Here is a 21076-nt window from a genome sequence, read left to right as displayed (position 1 = left end):
GAGTTAAGCAAACACCCGATTTTTAACCGAGCGCCTTCGTATTTAACTTGTACTTATCGCCATCAGCCTTAACAATCAGCTTCATATCTAAAAGTTTTCTGATATCCCTTGCTGCCGAACGGTCAGAAACATTCTGATACCAGCCCATAAACTCCGCTCTGGATTTCAGTTCTGGTGCCTTGAACTCATTTTCTCCCTCAAGAAGAATCAACAGCAGGGCGTGCTGGCGGCTTGTAAGTTTGCGCTCGGTGCGCAGCTCCTCATAGTATTTACGCAGGGCAAGAATCCGGATCTGGTCGGAAATCCGTTTGTGCATTTCCCGCAGACATGCCACCAGACCATCAAGGCAGAAAATCAGAAACGGGGTGAGATCAAATTCGTTTTTCTCCGCGGCGGTAAATGCCCGGTAATAATCGTCAATGTGCTGGTAATAGTAATTGGACATCATCAGCGGCACATACCAAAACCCTGCCCGCTCCAGAATCTCCGCCTCCAGCACCCGGGCGACCCTGCCATTACCATCTTTAAAAGGATGAATAAGCGCCAAGTGATAGTGAACCAGAAAGGCCCGAACCGCCGGAGCAACCCCTTTTATGATTTCATCACTGTTTACCCACTCCACAAATTCCTGCATCAGCCTTTTAATATCATCCGGAACTTTGGGTGGCCGGTATCTGCCGCCGTGGTCAGCATCTCCCACCTCAACCGCCTCATACCGGTAGATACCAGGCAGATAGCGGCGATCATCAATGCCCCGGGTTATAATCTCGTGCAGCTTGGTGATATGTTTTTCTGATATCAGAAACGGCTCCAGGTTCACAGGCTTCCCCTGTCCGACACCAGCAAATTGGTATGCAGCCCGCAAATTCAAGATTATCCTCTCCCTTTCGTTTTTAGGCACAATATCCCCTGGCGCTGCAACCAGATCCGAAACTTCGTTTTCGGTAATCGGACTGCCCTCAATTGCCGCAGTTCCGAAGATTGAACGCACAATCAACTCCTCATTCAGCCTTGCGACCCAGCCCGGCAGAACTGGCAGCGTGTTAAATGTGGTATTTAGAACCATCGCCTCAAGAACCTTTTCTGAAACCTGCCGGTTGTTAAAATACCAGCTGAAGGCAAAAGGCGCGTGCGCCCTTACCTTCACTGGTTTAATCCGCTTTTCTCTTTCCGCCGGTATGTTTTCCATGAGTTTTAATTATAGCCAATAAGAATAATCTGTCAACAATTTTGTCGTTGTTATTGTCGTTATTTTTGTCAGCAATTTCTAAATTATAACCTGCTCATAAACAATAAAATATAAATTTAATTATATTGACATTTTAATAATAAATGTCAGCAATTTTGTCAGTAATTATGGCTGGTAATACACTATCCGGACCAGCATCATGATTAAAAATTTGCTTTTTGTTTTTGCTCAGGTAAAATTATTCAAACTACCGAAAGGAGTCCGTATGGCTCGGTCAATAATTATCCTCTTGACAATTGTCAGTCTGGTCGTGGCCGGTGAATTTCTGGCACTGATCCCGGATGTCAAGCCCGAACTGCTCAAGGATCAGTTCCGAGTTGTGGGCATGACCAACAGCGGGGTGCTGGTCCTCGGCACTGAAGAGCAGCAGACCGCAGTTTCCGCCCTCAACGGCAGGGTGCTGGACTACCAGCCGCAGGAGAAGCTCTACTTCCGGGTCCACCTCTTTGATCCCGCAACCCGGCAGGAGCTTGCCGCAATCAGCCGGATTCTCGACTTTGATGGTGAGGAGTATCTGGTTTCGGCCGCACCCGAAAACCTGCCGGCACTCCGCTCCCTGCGGGCGATGGTTGCCCGGCTCAGCCTTCAGCCCTGGGTTTTCAGACCGGTCCGGTTTGACCCGCCGCCGGTCCTCGCCGACCCGCTGATTGAGCAGATTGTTGCCTCGGTCTCACCCGATTCGGTGCTCTCTTATGTCCGCCGGCTCCAGCGCTACCGCACCCGCTACTCAACCTCTGACTCCTGCCGGGCGGCTGCGGAGTGGATCCGGCAGAAGTTTCTCTCCTTTGGTTGTGACTCGGTCTATTTTCAGTATCACACCTCAGGCCATGCGCCCAATGTGATCGGGGTCCGGTTCGGCACTCAGGGTCAGCGCAACCCTTATGCCATCATCTGCGGCCATTTTGACTCCTATGCCGCAACCAATGCGCCCGGTGCGGATGACAACGCCTCCGGCACTGCCGCGGTGCTCGAGGCGGCGCGGGTCACCCGGGGTTATCAGTTCACCCGGGACCTGCGCTTCATCGCCTTTTCCGGTGAGGAGTTCGGGCTCTATGGCAGTGAGTATTATGCGGCGCAGGCGCGGGCAGCCGGCGACTCGATTCTCGGTGTGTTCAACTTTGACATGATCGGCTATGTGGACGCTGCGCCTGAGAATCTGGATGTGCTCGGCAAGATCAGCAATCCGCCCTGCGAGCCGTTTGTGGACTGGTTCACTGCGGTTGCCGACACCTATGCCCTCCTGCCGGTCTACAAGCGGATGGTGAACGACAACCAGAGTTCGGACCACGGACCGTTCTGGAACAACGGCTATCTTGCCTTCTGCGGTATTGAGGACTTCTGGCCTGTAAACCCCTATTATCACACTCCGGGCGACTCGATCGGTGCCGGCTATAACAATAACGACTTCTGCACTCAGGTAACCAGAGCGGGTGTTGCCGGACTTGCCCTTCTTGGCCAGCCGGTGCCGGCGAACCGTCCCCTGCTCGGGCTTTTAGGCGTGCGGGTCAATGACTTTGGCGGCAACAACTTCCCGGACCCGGGCGAGAGCATTGCCGTCTATCTCACTTTGAAGAATTTTGGCATGGTAACCGCCCATAATGTCTATGCCCGGCTTGGCACTGCTGATACATTTATCACCATCACTGCGGATTCCAGCTGGTTCGGTGATATCGCCGGCAGTGAAACCGCAACCACCAGCCTGCCCTGCCGGCTGCTGATTTCGGCACAGACCCCGCGCGAGCATCAGGCATCATTCCAGCTGACGATGGTGGCTCAGGAAAGCACCTTTGTCACCAGCTTCAACCTCCAGATTGGCCAGTATCTTATAACCGACCCGATTCCGGACGGACCGCGCTGGCCCCCGCGCTACTGGGCTTATGATGACATCGACACCGGCTATACCCGGCACCCGGAGTTCAGCTGGGTGGAGATCAATTCGGTCGGTAACCGGATTCAATTCGGCCATAATGACAGCGTCCGGGTCATCCCTCTGCCTGAAGGTTTCGGACCGCTCCGCTTCTACGGTCAGAGTTATGACTCGCTCTCGATCTCCGCGGACGGCTGGCTTGTGCCCGGATTCTACCGCACCCCGAACTACCAGAACCAGCCTCTGCCTTCAAGTGGAGCACCACCCCGGGTGATTGCGGTCAACTGGGATGACCTCTATCCCGGCTACAACAGCACCGGCTATGTCTACTGGCTCTTTGACCAGCCGAACCATCGGCTGATCATAGAATACGACAGCGTCTTCTACTACAACCCGCGCACCCTGCGTGACAAGTTTCAGGTCATCATCTATGATACCACGGTCACCACCCCGACCGGTGACAACGAGATTGTCTTCCAGTATCTGACCGCCAACGGCTACTCAAGCTCGACAATCGGCATCCAGGACGGGACGCGCCAGATTGCAATTCAGTGCCTCTACAACGGCAGCTATGCCCATGGTGCCGCACCGATTGCACCGGGCAGGGCGATCCGGTTCACCACCGTGGAACCGGCAACCGGAATTGTCGAACGGCTCAACCGCCTGCAGGGACGCACACTGACCATCAGCCCCAACCCGGCACGGCTTGCTGCCCAGATCCGGCTCAACACAACCGGCACCACCCGTCTTGCCCTCTATGACCGTTCCGGCAGGCTGGTGCGCAGTCTGCACACCGGAGCAGGCGAAAACTCAATCCGGCTTGACTGCCGCAACCTCGCACCCGGTGTCTACTTCCTGCGCGCAGATATTCCACTGCTTACAGCTAAGTTAACCATTATGAAATAAAAAGGGGACTAACTAATTTATCTCCCTTTAAGCGCGGTGCTTTCTATCTCGAACTTTAAAAAGGGTTAAAGGTGTTGTTCTTCGTTGAGGTCCGTATCTGCCCGTAAATTCACCTTTTGCTTTTCGTTCTTTGAATGTTTTAGTAACTTTGTGTTTGGCAATTTCTTCGTTTACTAAAGGAACCTCTTTCAGGTAATTACTCAACCGTTGCTCTGTTAATCTCGTATATTCTTCGGAAATATCAATGCCAATAAAACTATGCCCAAGAATTTTAGCCACCACCAGCGTAGTACCGCTACCACAATAAGGATCAAGAACTAAACCCTTTGAATCATTTAAAATTGATATAATTACACGCACCGGCAACGCTATCGGAAACGGCGCAGGATGAGGATTATTCTGCTCGGGCGGAAAACGCCAGATTGATGTTAACCGAGCATGCTCGGGTCTCAGCTCGTCGCCAATTAGATTTCTACCTTTAGGCTTAAACAGCCAGTATATCCTTTCTTCCACCTGCCAGAAGCGCCAACCTCTAATATTGGCGGCGATCATTCGGTCCCAAATAATCTCTTGCCGTATTATCCACTTAGTCTTTCTAAGCCAATCCATAGGATGTAGCAAAATTCCCTTTTCCCATCTAACTTTATGGTTATAGAAGAAAGAACCGCCTGGTTTTGTAATACGATAAATCTCATTTAGAACATCAATTTGTTGTTCCTGATATAAACTTTCAGGTAGTCTATCACTCGCGCCTACATACCTTACAGCCGGAACCAACCACCCTTTTTTGTTTTCACCTTTATTGTAAGGTGGCGAGGTTATACCAATATCTACAATATTATCTGGCAGTTCTCTGAGAACGGTAAGGGCATCGCCACAGATTATCTTGTTAATGTATTTGCTACTCATTTAGCATGACGCAATAAAAATTGATAGAATTCCTTAATTATATATTTTCTATACTTCTCTAATTCCCGACGATTAATAATATAAACAATGTTCACATTCGAACTTTTTATATAATCACGATAGTCAAAATCGGCGCTCCTTAAAAACTGCCCTTTTGTCGAGGTACTACCCTTTAATTTCAACTGCCAACGTCTGACTTTTTCTTGGAGGTTCCTAACAAAGTCCGGTGTATTAAAGGGGAATTCAATTATGTAAATGAGCTTCCCATCAATAAATCCACTTACCAGCATATTTAAATGTCTCTCACTAAGGTCCTTCTTTAATCTCTCTGAAGTGTAGTCAGTGAAATTGCCACCACCATTAAGTTTTGCTGGCGGAGATTTACGCTCTCCTCGCTGATACTTTTCAAATTCAGAAGTATCTATATTCTTAGGTTTTGCTTCGCACTTTATTGTCTCACCGGGTACAATAGAATTGTGTTTATATCCATTATAACCAATTTTAGCCTCTCTATGCTCATATCCTGCCAAAGTAACTGTAACAAATTCTCGAAGAGTAGAAGAATTTTTATCATTAATATACATAGTCAAAAGGTCAACGAGAATGGCGATTAGATTGTTTTGGGACTTGCTTAATAAGTAATCATTTAACTGCTTATGCGAACCAGTTGCATATAGATTAACAACATGTGCTAACTCTTGATTCATAAATAAAATTTAAACAATCGGAGTCAATTAGTCAAGCAGTTATAAAAATTGGCAGCAAATCGCCTCACAACACAATCAATTAAGCTGAGTTAAGCTACCGGCTGACCACGATCCGCGTATAAACCGTTCTCCTGCCGGTCTTGGCGATTATCAGGTAACAGCCGGATTTGAGACCGGCGATATTCACCATCTCGCCCGGTTTCAGCCTGTCTAAACTCAACACCCGCCTTCCCCCAGCGTCGTAAAGGCGCAGTAGACTGACCGGTTCGCCCGTAAGCAGTTTTGCCTGCCGGCGCACCGGACTCGAAAAAACTGCTTCCCCGGGTTCAAACCGGAATTCTGCCTCTTTAACACCGGTGCTCAAATCCATCCGGTAACAGGAGCGGTTCTGTGTGCCGGCAAGCAGCATCAGCCCGGGTGCGCGCACAAACTCCATTGCGGTCAGGCGCGGTGAACCCAGACCATGATTCATCGGTTCCCAGTCCAGTCCCCGGTTTCGGGAAATCCAGCAGCCGGAATCACCGGCAGCAAAAACTGTATCCGGAGCTTGAGGATGAATCCGGACCGAGCGGACAGCTGAACCGGAAAACAGCTGCTCCCAGCTGACACCGCGGTCAGTGCTCAGGTAAACCCCGTTCCGGGTTCCCGCATAAACCCGGTCCGGCTCCAGCGGGTCAACCGCCAGTGCAAAAACGGTGTCTGCCGGTGCACTCCGGGTCTGGCTCCAGCTGAACCCGCCATCGGTTGAAATGTAAACCGCACCCGCACCCAGCACCTCGCCACCGGCATAAACAATATCACTTGGCGGTGAAACCGCCAGACAGTAGCAGAATCCGGAGTTGACACCGGAGAGGTTGCATCTGGTCCAGCTGATCCCGCCATCGGTTGAATAGGAAACCACAAATGACCAGTTGGTCTGAGTTGAAGGTCCTCTGCCGCCGGTCAGAATCCGGTCCGGGTCAGAGGGATAAACCAGACAGCAGCCACCATCATCATAATAGGAGTCAACCTGTGTCCAGACGGACCCGCCGTCTGTGCTCTTGTAGAGCTCGGAGGTCCCTCAGCCCTTGCCTTCAAGCGCATACAGAATATCAGCACCCGCGCCCGGTGCAACCCCGATCCCGCAGATGTTTCCGCAGTCCAGAAACTCGGGACACCGCTCCCAGGTGATCCCGCCATCATCCGACCGGTAAACCCCGTTCTCATAAAACTCCAGATACACCCGGCTGGAATCTGTCGGACTGACGCTGATGGTGGAGATATGAGCAAAGCGCATTCCCGTGTGCCGTTCTGACCAGTGCGTCCCAGCGTCAGTGGAACGGAAAACACCGCGGTTGCAGTAGATATAAGCCAGATCCCGAACCTGCGGATCAGCAATCAGTCCGCCACTCTTTGCCAGCACCATCCCCGGCTCTGCCGCACTCCAGGTGACACCGGTGTCAGAGGAAACAAAAACCCGCTCGGTAAAAAGCACGGTGTCATAACTGACCGCATATGCCCGGCTCGTGTCGGTCAGGGGAAAAACAACAATCCGGGTCCGGCTCAGACCGAGCGGAGTCCAGTGAAGACCGCCATCGGTTGTCCGGTAAATTCCGGCTGATGTGCCAGCCAGAAGCAGCTCGCTGTTTGCGGGGCTGACCGCCAGCCTGTATACCCCAGCCAGCGGTGCCACACCGGTGTGCCTCGGCTCCCAGGTAAACCCGCCATCGCTTGAACGGTAAATCCTCCCTGCAATACACCCTGCCCAGACCACATCCGGAACCGATGGATCAAATGCAAGATGCTGCACCGGCCGGTTGTTTGCGGTTGAATCAATAATTACCCTTGTCCAGCTTGCACCATAATCGGTGGAAATCTGAACCACCGGCAGATAGTTGCCGTTAATCACATCATAACCCCCAACGAGAACCCTGCCCGCATGATGCGGATCCGGTTTCAGGGTATTGTTCAAACCCGGCAGTATTCCCATCCGCCAGCTCGCACCGCAATCGGTGGAAATAAGCACATAGCCCGAACCGCCAAGCGCATAAACCCGGTCCTGAACAAACGGATCCAACTCCAGCGCCGATGCTGAAATCTGGTCAAATCTGCCCTGCACCTGCCAGGATGCTCCGCGGTCAGAGGAAAAGTAGACCTGCGGTGTGTCCGGATAGGTGTAGGAGATTGCCAAGAGCCGGTCCGGATTCTGCGGGTCAACTGCCAGCGCCTGGACATTACCGCCGTCCGGACCGACCGACACCCACTGCGCCGAACCGCTCATTACCAGCCCGGCAAAAACCAGAACTGTCCAACATCTCATAATCTGCTCCCTTTCTGCACTCCGGAAAAGTTTAACCCCTGCCTGATCTTTGTCAACACACCAGCAGCTGACCGCTCTCGGACGAGCATATTGATTTGAAACCGGTTTAACATATAATATTTGCCGGGAGTAATGAACCCCGGACACCTGCTTTTAACATTGCTTATCACCGCCAGCCTGCATGCCCAGCTTCTGGAGAAGACCGTTCTTCTTCCCGATTCACTGGGCGGAATTGTCAACCCCCGCTGCTGTGCGTTTAACCCGTTGAATAACCGCTTTTATGTTGCCGGGCAGGACGGTGAGGCAACAGTTGCCATTGATGGCGCCACCGGTCGGAAAATCGCCCGGATTCCAACCGGCTACTTTTCACTGGCAATGTGCCATCATCCCGGGGTAAACAAAATCTATGTCGCCAACTACTACTCCGGCGCTCTCACAATAATTGACGGTGCCGCCAGTCAACTGCTCCGACAGCTTGATGTCGGCTGGGGCGGTTATGCCCTCGCCATCAACCCGCTTACCAATCGGGTATATCTCGCCAATTACATCAGGGACCAGGTACTGGTAATCGACGGTGTCCGGGACTCGGTAATTGCCACTGTTGCTGTGGGCTCAAGACCATCAGCCCTGGCGGTTAACACCACAAGCAACCTGATTTATGTGGCAAATGAGCTTTCCGCCTCGGTCTCGGTGATTGACGGCCAGACCCATCAGGTGCTGACCACCGTGCCGGCAGGCAGCAACCCGCGCAATCTGTGCTATAATCCGGTTGCCAACCGGGTTTACGCCGCCAATGCCATCAGCAACAATGTCACCGTAATCGACGGTGCGACCCAGGAGGTGCGGGCAACCATTGCCGTGGGCAGAACACCCCGGTATCTGCTGTTCAATCCTGATGCAAACAGGATCTACTGCAGTCATGACAGCGGTATAACCGTGATCGACGGTGCGGGCGATACGGTTATCAGAACGGTCTTTACCGGCGGCACACCGGCGGTGATGGTCTATGATTCGCTTGACCACCGGATTTTTGCCGTCGAACCGGCAGGCAACCGGGTTATCGTGCTTGATGCCCGTACCGATTCAATTATCGCTTTTGTAGCTTGCGGCACATACCCCTGGACCCTGGGTTTCAACCCGGTTGAAAAACTGGTGTATACGGTCAACTGGCGCAGTAACGATGTCACCGCAATTGACGCCGTAACTCTTGCTGGGGTCAAAACCATCCGCCTCGGTGCCTGGCCCATTCATCTGATCCGGGCAGGCAACAAAATTTATGCGGCAAACCAGTGGAGCAACTATGTCTCCGCAATTGACATCGCCACCCTGAATCCGGCTGCGGAAATTCCGGTTGCCGGCTGCCCGTGGCGCTTATGCGCGAACGATGACAGCACCAGAGTTTATGTTGCCAGCCGGGACAGCGGTTTGATTGCGGTGATCGCTGTTAATGAAGACAGTATAATCAAGCAGGTTAAAACCGGTAATCGCCCGGAGGCGCTTCTTTATCTGCCTGCCGAAAGCTCACTCTATATTGCCAATTACGGTTCAGGCACAGTGAACATTTTCTCAGAAAATGGAGACAGCATCATCGCCACTATTGCGGTCGGCAACGGACCGAAATCACTCTCTGCCGGTCCGGAGCAGAACCGGGTCTACTGCGCCTGTGCCGGCTCCGGAACGATTGCGGTCATTGACACCCGGTCCCGCTCCCTCATCAAAACTATTCCGGTCCGCCCCTGGCCCTCATTTCTGCTGTTCGATTCTGCTTATCACCGGATTTACTGTGCCCACAGCACCGGCAACACCGTGACAGTAATTGACACCCGCACCGATTCGGTGATTAAAACCATAACCGTCGGCAATCAGCCCGCATACCTGGTTCAGGACCGGACCGGCAGCCGGGTTTACTGCGTGAACTCCGGTTCCGCTTCGGTGAGTGTGATTGATGCCGGAGCTGATTCGGCAATCACCGCCATCAGCGTTGGTACAATGCCGATAAATCTGAGTTATAATCCGGCTGACCACCATCTCTACTGCACCAACTCCTATGATGACAATGTCACGGTGATTGACTGCGCCACCAGTCAGGTCCTGACCATGATCCCGACCGGTATTGCTCCCGCTTTTGCCCTCTGGATTCCTGAGGGTAACCGCACCCTGATTGCCAACAGCGAAGGTGCCTCAATCTCGGTTATCGCCGGCAATGTTGGAGTTGGCGGGAAGTTTCAAGAGGACAGGCGCCTGATTTCAATTACACCCAGCCCGTTCCGGGCTCAGACCACGATCCGTCTTAATCCCGGTCAGCCGGCACCGGTAACCACTCTGCCCATCTACAATTCGGCAGGCAGGCTCGTCCGCACCCTCAAACCCCGGGCTGACAATCTGACTTTCCTCTGGGATGGAACCGGTGATTCCGGCAAAAAACTGCCTGCCGGTGTCTACATCACCGAATTTCTGAACCAGCAGGCAAGGCTCGTCCTTCTCCATTAGATTCATAAAATGCTCTTCAATTCCTGAACACCTGCCAGCCCAACAGCACCACCAGCGTCAGTGTCAGACCGATGTGATACCAGAGCCAGACCGGCAGACCGAGAAACAGCGCTCCGACCCGGTGCCAGCTCCAGAAGTCATTTGCCAGAATGAAAACCAGTAACAGCGCACCGAGTGGGCGCCAGTTGAGATTTCTGACTGAGCTCCAGGGGTTCAAGCCCCGGGCAGGGAAGAGCAGACTGCCTGCAATCAGCACCAGAGCACTCACACCCACTACCGGAATTACCGGCAGAAAGCCGAAATCGGGCAGAAGCTTGAAGTGATATAGCACAACCAGCGCCTCGCCCACCATAATTGACAGCATCCCGGCCCATGGGTTTGCCTTCTGCCAGTAGGCACCGGCAAGGGTAACCGGGAAAAGGACCGCCAGACCGGTAAAGGTCTCGGTCGCAATCTCAAGGATTGTTGCCGGCGGTTTCAGGGCAAGAAGCCAGCCGGTAACTGCCAGCAGGATAATAACCGCCAGCCGTGCCCGATTCCCGGTTTCCGGGTTTTTGCCCAGAAGCTGCCTGCCATCCCGGAGCACCATTGAGGACAGGGTCAGGAGCTGGGAGTCCATCGTTGACATCAGGGCAGACAGCCCGACTACGGTCAGCAGACCGGAAAAAACCGGTTTCAGGGCCCGGCTGACAAGAAGGGGCAGGACCTGATCCGTTTTACCTCCGCTCAAATTGGGCAGAACCGAATGTGCCAGCACGCCCAGTGCCACCGGAAAGAAGAAGAGCACCCCGGTAACCAGCGGATAGAGCTGGGCACTGCGCCGGAGCGCCCGGTCACTGCCCGCAGCAAGAAACCGCTGAAACAGCTGGGGAAACATCGGGTCACATAAGAACCAGAGCGCCAGATAGGAAAACCAGATCCTGGGGGTAAAGAATCCGTCTCCGCCGGGCCGGGAGAAAAGCCCGGGCAGTTTTGAGACCAGTTCCCTGCTGACCCGTTCAAAACCGCCCAGCGCTGAAATCAGGGCAAAAAACAGCACCCCGGCACCGATAAGCATCAGCAGCCCCTGAAACAGGTCGGTATAAACATCGCCCCGCAGACCCGCCACCAGCACATAGACCAGACCGATGAGCACCACCAGCCCGGCACCGGCGGGATGGGGAATACCGAACAGCGCCTTAAGCATATAGCCCGCACCCAGCGGCTGAAGCGCCAGATAGGGCAGGGTAAAGACAACCATCACCAGCAGATAGGCAGAATACAGTCCGCGATGGCGGAACCGGTGCCAGATCAGCTCGGGTGGTGTGATCACACCTGTCTCCTTGCCTGCCCGGTGCGCCGGAATGCCCAGAAGAATAAAGGTCAGCGCCATGAATCCGGTGCCAAACGCCATGATCGGATACCAGCTGTAGCCGAACCGGTAGCCCGCTCCCGCAAAACCGAAGACCGTAAAGGCGGAGAAGTTGGTCGCCGCCAGAGTCAAAAGCAGCATCAGCGGACCGAGCGTCCGCGAGGCAAGAAAGAAGTCTTCAGCACCGGGCCTTGCCTTCTGCCGTGCCCGCAGGGCGAGCATTAAAAGAATCAGCAGATAACCGGCGAAAATTACCACTGTCATCAGATTTTCCTTTCCGGCTCAAAATCAAAAAGCCATCCCGGGCTGGCCGGGATGGCTTGCGCCTGACATAACCAGCCGGTTAATATATCACATCCATTCCCAGCTGTCAATTATTCACCCGAAAAGGAAAGGGATTGCTCCGCTCCGGTCGAAATGACCTGGAAATGAATTCAGGCAGGAGGGTTAGCCTGCGGGACGCCCTTAGCGCCGCTGGAGAAAGGTCCGGATAAACTGGTCGCCGTGGAGTTCACCCAGGATGCCGCGGGTTGCTGAAACTTCATCAAACTGTTCAACCCGGTCCGGGCTCAGGTGCGGGTGGTAAATCGTCACCGGCACCGGCCCGTGGACATGATTGCCTCTTGCCACTGGTGTCAGGTGGTCGGGCAGGACCGCCACCGCCACCTCCAGCCCCCGCTCCTCAATCCCCCTCATCACCCGCGCCACCAGCCGGGCGTCAAAACGCTCAATCGCCTCAATCTTCTGCCTGACATCCCGGCTGTGACCCGCCTCATCCGGCGCCTCCAGATGAACAAAGACAAAGTCATGATCCGCCAGTGCCCCACGCGCCGCATCCGCCTTGCCCTCGTAATTGGTGTCCAGCAGCCCGGTCGCACCCGGCACCTCAATCACATCAAACCCGGCATAGACCCCGAGCCCCTTGATCAGGTCTACTGCGGCGATAACCGCACCCTTGAACCCGTAAAGCTCCTGATAAGTGGGCATCTGCGGTTTTCTCCCTGGTGACCAGAACCAGATTGAGTTTGCCGGGTCCTTACCCTGCAGGGTGCGGTTGAGGTTGACCGCCTGACCGGGCAGAATCTCCCAGGATTTGAGAATCAGCTCCCGCAGCAGCTGTGCGGTCTCCTCGGCTGCCGGTGACTTCGCCCGGGGCAGAAGTTCCAGGGCACTCTCACCCACATGGTCATGAGGTGGAAAGCACTCCAGCTCCGGCGAGCCATTCTTCAGCACGCACAGGTGGCGGTAGGTGAAGCCGGGAAAGAACCTGATCTCAGGGGTTGCCAGCCGGCGGTTGAGCTCCTCAATCAATAGCTGTGCCTCCTCAGTTGAGATATGGCCTGCAGAATGGTTCTTGATCCTGCCATCCTTGATGCAGAGCAGGTTACAGCGCAGGGCAACATCCTCCGGTTCAAGTTTCACACCTAAACTCGCCGCCTCAATCACACCCCGGCCCTGATAGTAGCGCTTCGGATCGTAGCCGAGCACGGTGAGGTTGGCAACCTCGGAACCGGGCGGCATGTCCGGCTCAACCGTAACAAAGGTGCCGTTTCTGCCCAGCCGGGCGAGCCGGTCAATCACCGGCTTGTTTGCCACCTGGAGTGGAGTCCTGCCATCAAGCTCCGGCAGGGGATAGTCAGCCATGCCGTCGCCGAGAAAAATCAGGTATTTCATTTCAGCCGGCTCTGCAGAAACTCCCTGAACCACCGGTAATCTGCCGGTCCGGTCTCGTAATACTCCGGCTTCGTGTCCAGTCCGGCAAGGCTGGGCGGCAGCTCAGGTTCAATCCCGAGCAGTGACCTGATCTCCTCAGGAAACTTTGCCGGATGGGCGGTTTCAATTGCGACCGCCGGCTCTGCCGGTGCCATTTCCAGATACCGCTCCAGCCCGAACCAGCCGACCGCACCGTGGGGTTCAAGCAGGATGTGATAACGCTGCCAGGTGTCCACGATTGTCTGCCGGGTCTGCTCATCGGTGATACTTGCGGCAAACATCTCCTGCCGCATCGCCCCAAAGTCCGGCTCCTTTTTTACATTCCCCTGCTCATCCATCACCCCGCCATAAAGCGCAACCAGACGGGGAAGATTGGAGGGATGGCCCACATTCATCGCATTGGAGATGCACTTGCGCGAGGGGACAATCTTTTCGTATCGGCCGGTGGCAAGGAATCTGGGAAATTCGTCATTCTCGTTCGTGGCGATCACAAACCTCTGCGCCGGCAGCCCCATCCGCCAGGCAAGCATGCCTGCACACATGTTGCCGAAGTTCCCTGAGGGCACCGCAACCACCAGTCTTTCACCCTTCGCCGTAAGCCGGCTGGCGGCATAGAAGTAGTAGACCGACTGGGGCAGGAGCCGGCCGATGTTGATTGAGTTGGCTGAGGAGAAGCGGATGTGATTGAGCCCCGGGTCGGCAAACGCCTGCTTGACCAGCGCCTGGCAGTCATCAAACTTGCCGTCAATCCCGATGGTTGTGACATTGCCGCCAAGGGTGGTCATCTGCCGGCGCTGCCGGTCCGAAACCTCCGCGAGCGGGAACAGCACCACCATCCGGATCCGGTCCACATTGTGAAATGCCGATGCCACCGCACTGCCGGTATCACCCGAGGTGGCGGTCAGGATTACCAGTTCACCGCCTTCAGTCTGCATGATGTGCCGCAGCAGTCGTGCCATCATCCGGGCAGCAAAGTCCTTGAATGAGGCGGTCGGTCCCTGGTCCAGCCGGAGCAGATAACGCCGGCCGGTAACCCGCTCCAGTGGCACCGGATAGTCATAGCACTCATGGCAGATTTTCAGCAGCTCATCGTCGGTGAGCAGCCCGCCGGTCCAGCGCCGCATCACCGCAAACGCCACCTCCGGATAGGGCTGATCCCGCCACGAATAAACCTCATCAGCCGGAATCAGCGGGATATTCTCCGGCATGTAAAGTCCCTTGTCCGGTGCCTGACCGGTCAGCAGCGCCTGACGCAGATCAACCGGAGGCGCCTGCAGGTTTGTGGAGTAGAATCTCATCTCATACTCCGCTCAACGCCTGCTCCAGATCGGCAATCACATCCGCCGGGTCCTCAGCCCCGACCGAAAGCCGGATCAGATCCGGTGGAATGCATGCCATCTCCCGGCACTCCTCTCCCTGGAGCAGGTGGGTGGAGATGGCGGGAATGGTGGCGACGGTTTTAATTCTGCCCAGATCAGTTGCCCGATAAATAAGCCGGAAACGGTCAAACACCTGCCGGGTCTTCTCCGGTCCCCCCTTGACCCGGAATGCGAGCAGATGGGTATAGCGCTTTTCATCACTGTCTGCCAGTTTCAGGTATTTCTTTGCCACCGGATGCAGCGGGTGGCTCTCAAGCCCCAGATAGCTGACCTCAAGCACCTTCGGGTGCCCCTCCAGAAACTGCGCCACCGTCAGCGCATTCCGGCTCAAAAGGTCTACCCGGTGCCGCAGATCCCGCAGGTCATTTAAGGTCATCAGCGCCTGAAACGGATGCAGACATCCGCCCTGGTCGCGCTGGGGATAGCGCTTGAGATAGAGGGCGAAATCGGCTTTCAGCTCTTCATTCGGAATACTGGTAACAATCGGCTGGCGGGCGACCACCGCACCCGCCATCCCCATACCGGATGAGCTCATCACCTTGGTGGCGGAGTGAATCACAATATCCGCGCCAAGGGTCAGCGGTCGCAGTAAAGCCGGCGAAGCGATGGTGGAATCAACCACCATCGGAATACCGTATTCATGTGCCAACTCAATCACCGGCTTCAAGTCAAAGAACTGCAGACCCGGATTGGAAGGGGTTTCGGCATAGAGAAACCGGGTATTCTTGTCAATCCTTTTCCGCCACTCATTCACATCCTCGGGCTTGAGCACCCAGCGGACCTCAATCCCCCGCTCCTGAAACTTCCGGACATTGAACTGCTGAAAGGTCCCGCCGTAAATCTGGCACTGGGAGACAAAGTTCGGCGGCTCGTTTCCGAGCCGGACCAGCAGAGTATCGGTGACATTCTCAATCGCCGCCATCCCTGAGGAGTAGACACAGCAGCCGGCTCTGATGTCCGAACCGTAGGTCTCAAGCAGCGCCAGCGTATCCTCAAGATAGCCCAGAGTCGGGTTGTGAATCCGGGTGTAGCACCAGGTGGGAATCTGGTAGCTGAGCGCCGCCTCCAGTTCATCTGAATCCCGGTATGCCTGTGCCGATGCCAGAAACAGCGGCTCAATAATTGCCCCCTGATTCTTTGCAATTGCCTCCTCCATCGTGTAGAGCCCGTGCACCGCCAGCGTATCAAACTTCATCCTCTTTGCCCGCTGCCAGCGTGCCTCCCGTTCCGCAAGCAGTGCCTGAGCCTCTTTAATATAACGGTCCAGTCTGTCGGCGCCAGAACTGTTCATAAGCAACTCCTCCCGGTTTTTTATAGCATATCCCGCAGTCAGCTGCAGTCAATCTCGATCACTGCCCAATCCCTCTCCCGATTGACTGAAAGTCCGATCCCGCTAAAATAAAACAATCATGCTCGGCAAGTATACATTCAGGAAACTTGCTTTTATCGGCACCTATGTCCCGCGCCGCTGCGGAATTGCTACTTTCACCGCTGATCTGGTGGAGGCAATTGCCGCGGAGGCACCGGAGCTGGACTGTCTGGTTGCGGCGATTAACGACATACCTGAAGGCTATCCGTATTCGGAGCGGGTCCGGTTTGAGGTTGCCCAGAACAATCAGGATTACTACCGCCAGCTCGCCGAATATCTGAACATGACCCGGGTTGACCTTACCTGCCTGCAGCATGAATACGGCATCTTCGGCGGTCCGGCTGGCAGTTACATCCTGACCACGCTCCGGCGCCTGCGGATGCCGATCGTCACTACCCTGCATACGGTGCTTGCCGAGCCGGACGAACACCAGCGCCAGGTGCTGGAAGAGATCTGCCGGCTCTCGGAACGGCTGGTGGTAATGAGTGAGCGGGCAATCCGGTTTCTGGGGGAAATCTACGGGGTGCCGGTGGAAAAGATTGATCTGATCCATCACGGGATTCCGGATATGCCTTTTGTCGACCCGAACTATTACAAGGACCTGTTTGGCGTCGAGGGCAGGCGGGTGATTCTGACCTTTGGTCTGCTTTCACCAAACAAGGGAATTGAGTATATGATTGACGCCCTGCCCGAAATTGTCCGGCGTTTCCCGGATGTGGTCTATATTGTGCTCGGCATCACCCATCCCAATGTCCGGCGGGAACAGGGAGAGGAATACCGGCTCAGCCTGCAGCGCCGTGCCCGTGAGCTTGAAGTTGACCGCCATGTCATCTTCCACAACCGTTATGTTACGCTTGAGGAACTGTGCCGGTTTCTCGGTGCGGCCGATATCTATGTCACCCCATATCTCAACCCCCAGCAGATTGTCTCCGGGACGCTTGCCTATTCACTCGGTGTTGGCAAGGCGGTCGTCTCCACCCCGTACTGGTATGCCGAGGAGCTGCTGGCTGAAGAGCGGGGCAGACTTGTTCCCTTCCGGGACAGCAGCGCACTTGCCAACACCATCATCCAGCTGTTTGAGCAGGAGAGCGAACGGCATGCGATGCGCAAGCGGGCTTATGCCTTCGGTCGCAGGATGGTCTGGAAAGAGGTGGCACGCGCCTATCTGGATACATTCCAGCGGGCATCATCAGAACGCCGCCGTGGTCCGGCGGTGCTCTATCCTCCTGCTGCCTCCAGCGACCCGCTGGACATTGACCTGCCGGATCTGAACCTGAATCACCTCCTGACCCTGACCGATGACACCGGGATCCTCCAGCATGCCCGGCGCACTGTCCCCAACCTGAGTGAAGGCTACACCACCGATGACAACGCCCGGGCACTGCTCGTCGCCCTGCGCGCCCGGGAACTGGAATCAGATAAGCATCTGCTCTCCCGGCTCATCCGACGCTATCTTGCCTTTGTCGATTATGCCTTTAACCGCCAGAACGGCCGGTTCCGCAACTTTCTCGCCTATGATCGGCGCTGGCTTGAAGAGTATGGGTCTGAAGACAGTCATGGCCGGGCGCTCTGGGCGCTGGGTCATGCGGTTAATCTGGCACCGGAGGAAGGGGTGCTTGCTTTAGCGATGAACCTCTTTGCTGCAGGCCTGCCGGCAGTGGAGCTGTTCACCAGCCCGCGTGCCTGGGCATATACCATTCTCGGGATCAGCGCCTACAGCCGGCGCTTTCCAGGCGACAGCAACGCCCGGCGTTTCCGGGAACTGCTTGCGGAACGGCTGTTTCAACTCTACCTTGCCAATACCGTACCGGACTGGTGCTGGTTTGAACCGGTCCTGTCCTATGCAAACGCCCGGCTCAGTGAAGCGCTGATCGCCGCCGGCCGGGAGCTGGGCCGGCAGGACCTCATCGATGCCGGGCTGAAATCGCTCGAATGGCTGATTCAGGTCCAGACCTCCGAGCACAATCATTTCATTCCCATCGCCCACACCGGCTGGCGCCGTGGGGGCAGTCGCGCCCGGTTTGACCAGCAACCGATTGAAGCCCACTGCATGATTGAAGCCTGCTATCAGGCGTATCTGGTAACTCATGAACGGCGCTGGCGCGAAGAAATGCGCCGGGCATTTGAATGGTTTCTGGGCCGAAATGACCTCGGCCTGCCGGTCTATGATTATACTACCGGTGGCTGTCATGACGGCTTGCACCCGGATGGCGTCAATGGTAATGAGGGCGCGGAGGCAACTCTGTCATTCATCGCCTCGCTGCTCACAATCCGGAGCGCCCAGTCCCCCACCGACAACCGATGAACGGTGATCATCAACCGCTGCTTCAGCGGGCGGCAAACAACCCCATTCTTGCGCCCCGTGACTGGCCTTATCCTGTAAATTCAGTTTTCAACCCGGGCGCGGTGCTGCTTCCTGACGGAACCACACTGCTTCTCTGCCGGGTTGAGGACCGCTGCGGCATATCTCACTTCTGTATTGCCCGATCCCGAAACGGCGTTGATAACTGGGAAATTGACCCCGTACCCGCACTGACCCCTGACCCGGCAAATCACCCAGAAGAGCTATGGGGAATTGAGGACCCCCGCATCACCTTTGTTCCGGAACTGAATAAATATGCAGTAGTCTATACCGCCTACTCCCGCGCCGGTCCGGCAGTTGCTCTTGCCCTCACCGTGGATTTTAACCGGTTTGAACGGCTGGGCGTGGTGATGCCGCCGGCAGATAAGGATGCGGCACTCCTGCCACGCCGGTTTAACGGCTACTGGCTGATGATCCACCGGCCGATAACATCGCTCGGCGCCCATATCTACATCTCCCGCTCACCGGACCTCATTCACTGGGGCAGACACCATCTGGTCCTGCCGGCGCGCCAGGGTGCATGGTGGGATGCGAGCCGGGTTGGCCTCGCCTCCCCACCTCTGGAAACTCCGCACGGCTGGCTGATGTTCTATCACGGGGTCAAGGACACTCCGGGTGGCTGTATCTACCGGGTGGGACTGGCACTCCTGGATTCAAATGAACCCTGGCGCTGTGTCCGGCGCAGCACCGAATGGATTTTCGGGCCCGTGATGGAATACGAACGGGTGGGCGATGTTGCCAGTGTCGTCTTTCCGTGCGGAAGTATTCTGGAACCGGATGGTGATACCATCCGGGTATATTACGGTGCGGCCGATACCACCATCTGTCTTGCCTATGCCCGGCTGAGCAACCTGCTGGACTGGCTGGACCGGCACAGCGTGCACAGTTGCGACATCCCCGGCGAAAGCATCATCACCTGACCGCTGAAGTTGACGCGGGTGCGGCAGCGGGTATGATTTAAATATGCGTTGGCGCGCAGGCTTGGTGCTTATGCTTTCGCTGTTGATAACCCTCGGTTCTGCTGCCCAGCTGCCTGTGCTGACCCGAACGGAATCACTGCCCGCGCCGGTAGTCCATGCCCACTCATTTGAACTGCTTGCCAACAGCCGTTATTCAGTGCATTCCGGTTTTGACGGTCCACTGCCGGTTCAGGTGCTGGCCAATGTGCTGTGGGCGATGAGCCGGGTGCCGTGTTCCGGCGCCTACCGGGAGTTTTATGTTGCCACTGCTGATAATGTCTACCGTTATGATCCCGATACCCGGACGCTTTCACTTCACCTTCCCGGCGACCATCGCTACAACTCGGGTTCCGCCTATGAGATCGGAGTTGCCACCCCGCGCCATGAGGACGCCGGGATGTCGATCCAAGCCGGCCTGCTCGCAGCAATTGCCTTCTGGACCGATACCGGCGAGGTAGTCTGCTGCCCGATGAAATGGGCGGCCGATTACGCCAACAGCAACTGGCAACCCGCCCATCCGATTCTGATGGTCAATGTTCTGGGCCGGGCGCCGGCACGCGGAGTTGATTCAACCCTGGTTGCGATCTCCTCCGATTCCAGTCTGCCCGCACCGTTAGTGAAGGGCATTGACACTTTTGAAATTCTGCTTGCCGAACTGGCACCCGATTCTCAGTTTACCGGCATTCCGCCATCACTGGAGACGGCCTCTCAGCTGCTCTGGGCTGCCTATGGTGTCACCCCGCATCGCACCTCCAATAACCGGCAGGGCTTGACAGTTCCCAGTGCGGTCGCCGGCTACTTTCTCACCGGTAAAATCTATCTGGTCGCTGAGGAAGGTGTCAGCCGCTACTGGAACCGCCTGCCCCCGGGAAATAACCTTGCCACCCGGGACCACCGCCTTGAACCCCTGCTTTCCGGAGACTGGCGGCCTGCCCTGCGCAGCGCTTCGATCCGCATCCCATCCACCGCGCCAATTTATCTGGTCATCTGTGTTGACGACACATCATCCTACCGCACAATGCAGGAAGCCGGTTTCGCCATTTTCAATCTGCTGATGCAGACCCGGGCGCTGGGTATCAACGGCTACGCCACAATGCCCCTGAGCCTTACGGAACGGAGTGCCGTCCGGAACGCACTGATGCTGCCCGCAAACCAGTTTCCCGTCGCAGTGTTTGCCGCCGGCGAAGCGGCAACCGGCATCCGGGAGCGTTCCGGCGGCGAAAATGTGCTCCGGATTGTCCGGGCACAGCCGGCAGTGCGTCGGGGTTCACTCCGGATTGAATATCTCCTGCTTCAGGCAGGCATGGTCCGGGCTGAGGTGTTCGATCTTGCAGGCAGACCGGTCAAGGTTCTGCTGGAACAGCAGCAGTCTGCTGGCTACCATTCGCTGGTCTGGGACGGAACTGATGCGCATCATCAGCCCGTCCGCCGTGGAACCTACCTGATTACAATTACCACCGGCACCATCACCGTCCGGCACAAGGTCACCTGGTCGAGATAGAGTTATCAATTGACA

At 55.7% G+C, this 21076-nt stretch carries 14 protein-coding genes; 5 read left to right on the top strand and 9 right to left on the bottom strand.

Annotated features, from left to right (window positions below):
- Positions 1 to 22: 22 nt before the first annotated feature.
- A complete protein-coding gene (locus tag ABIK48_04765; GenBank protein MEO0021467.1) occupies positions 23 to 1189 on the bottom strand; it encodes a Fic family protein in 1167 nt (388 codons plus the stop codon).
- 265 nt (positions 1190 to 1454) lie between these two features.
- On the opposite strand from ABIK48_04765, the gene ABIK48_04760 reads away from it, so the two are divergent.
- Positions 1455 to 4022, top strand: a complete 2568-nt coding sequence (locus tag ABIK48_04760) for a M28 family peptidase (protein MEO0021466.1) — start codon at positions 1455 to 1457, stop codon at positions 4020 to 4022.
- 27 nt (positions 4023 to 4049) lie between these two features.
- Here ABIK48_04760 and ABIK48_04755 read toward each other — a convergent pair whose 3' ends face one another.
- From ABIK48_04755 to ABIK48_04740, 4 genes are all read right to left on the bottom strand, one after another.
- Complete coding sequence (locus ABIK48_04755) at positions 4050 to 4931, bottom strand: site-specific DNA-methyltransferase (protein ID MEO0021465.1); 882 nt, start codon at positions 4929 to 4931, stop codon at positions 4050 to 4052.
- Entirely contained in the window at positions 4928 to 5638 is a 711-nt protein-coding gene (locus ABIK48_04750) for a hypothetical protein (protein MEO0021464.1), read from the bottom strand. The genes ABIK48_04755 and ABIK48_04750 overlap by 4 nt, the downstream gene beginning before the upstream one ends.
- A 94-nt stretch (positions 5639 to 5732) precedes the next feature.
- On the bottom strand, positions 5733 to 6539 hold the full coding sequence (locus ABIK48_04745; GenBank protein MEO0021463.1) for a T9SS type A sorting domain-containing protein: 807 nt from the start codon (positions 6537 to 6539) through the stop codon (positions 5733 to 5735).
- Between the two features lie 159 nt (positions 6540 to 6698).
- Positions 6699 to 7937 carry a hypothetical protein gene (locus ABIK48_04740; GenBank protein MEO0021462.1) on the bottom strand — a complete coding sequence of 413 codons (1239 nt, stop codon included), beginning with the start codon at positions 7935 to 7937 and terminating at the stop codon, positions 6699 to 6701.
- Positions 7938 to 8069: 132 nt separating this feature from the next.
- Between ABIK48_04740 and ABIK48_04735 the strand changes: the two genes are divergently transcribed.
- Positions 8070 to 10427 (top strand): FlgD immunoglobulin-like domain containing protein, encoded by a 2358-nt coding sequence (locus tag ABIK48_04735; protein MEO0021461.1) that lies wholly within the window; start codon positions 8070 to 8072, stop codon positions 10425 to 10427.
- Between the two features lie 16 nt (positions 10428 to 10443).
- Here the strand turns inward: ABIK48_04735 and ABIK48_04730 are convergent, their stop codons facing one another.
- From ABIK48_04730 to ABIK48_04715, 4 genes are all read right to left on the bottom strand, one after another.
- Complete coding sequence (locus ABIK48_04730) at positions 10444 to 12036, bottom strand: sodium:solute symporter family protein (protein ID MEO0021460.1); 1593 nt, start codon at positions 12034 to 12036, stop codon at positions 10444 to 10446.
- 207 nt (positions 12037 to 12243) lie between these two features.
- Positions 12244 to 13452: a cofactor-independent phosphoglycerate mutase gene (locus tag ABIK48_04725; GenBank protein MEO0021459.1), complete on the bottom strand. Its 1209-nt coding sequence runs from the start codon at positions 13450 to 13452 to the stop codon at positions 12244 to 12246.
- Entirely contained in the window at positions 13449 to 14789 is a 1341-nt protein-coding gene (gene thrC, locus ABIK48_04720) for a threonine synthase (GenBank protein MEO0021458.1), read from the bottom strand. Before thrC ends, ABIK48_04725 begins: the two co-directional genes overlap by 4 nt.
- A 1-nt stretch (position 14790) precedes the next feature.
- A complete protein-coding gene (locus ABIK48_04715; protein ID MEO0021457.1) occupies positions 14791 to 16161 on the bottom strand; it encodes a PLP-dependent transferase in 1371 nt (456 codons plus the stop codon).
- 118 nt (positions 16162 to 16279) lie between these two features.
- On the opposite strand from ABIK48_04715, the gene ABIK48_04710 reads away from it, so the two are divergent.
- Genes ABIK48_04710 through ABIK48_04700 form a run of 3 tightly spaced genes read left to right on the top strand, consistent with a single transcriptional unit; the run spans position 16280 to position 21061 of the window.
- Positions 16280 to 18544, top strand: a complete 2265-nt coding sequence (locus ABIK48_04710; GenBank protein MEO0021456.1) for a glycosyltransferase family 4 protein — start codon at positions 16280 to 16282, stop codon at positions 18542 to 18544.
- Positions 18541 to 19521 (top strand): glycosidase, encoded by a 981-nt coding sequence (locus ABIK48_04705; GenBank protein ID MEO0021455.1) that lies wholly within the window; start codon positions 18541 to 18543, stop codon positions 19519 to 19521. The genes ABIK48_04710 and ABIK48_04705 overlap by 4 nt, the downstream gene beginning before the upstream one ends.
- Positions 19522 to 19564: 43 nt before the next feature.
- Complete coding sequence (locus ABIK48_04700; GenBank protein MEO0021454.1) at positions 19565 to 21061, top strand: FlgD immunoglobulin-like domain containing protein; 1497 nt, start codon at positions 19565 to 19567, stop codon at positions 21059 to 21061.
- Positions 21062 to 21076: the final 15 nt, after the last annotated feature.

It is taken from the genome of candidate division WOR-3 bacterium (genome assembly GCA_039801085.1).
In the GTDB taxonomy this organism is placed as follows: domain Bacteria; phylum Hydrothermota; class Tepidihabitantia; order Tepidihabitantales; family Tepidihabitantaceae; genus JAOABP01.
The sequence above is the reverse complement of the archived record's forward strand: the minus strand, read 5'-3'. Positions and strand labels throughout refer to the sequence as shown.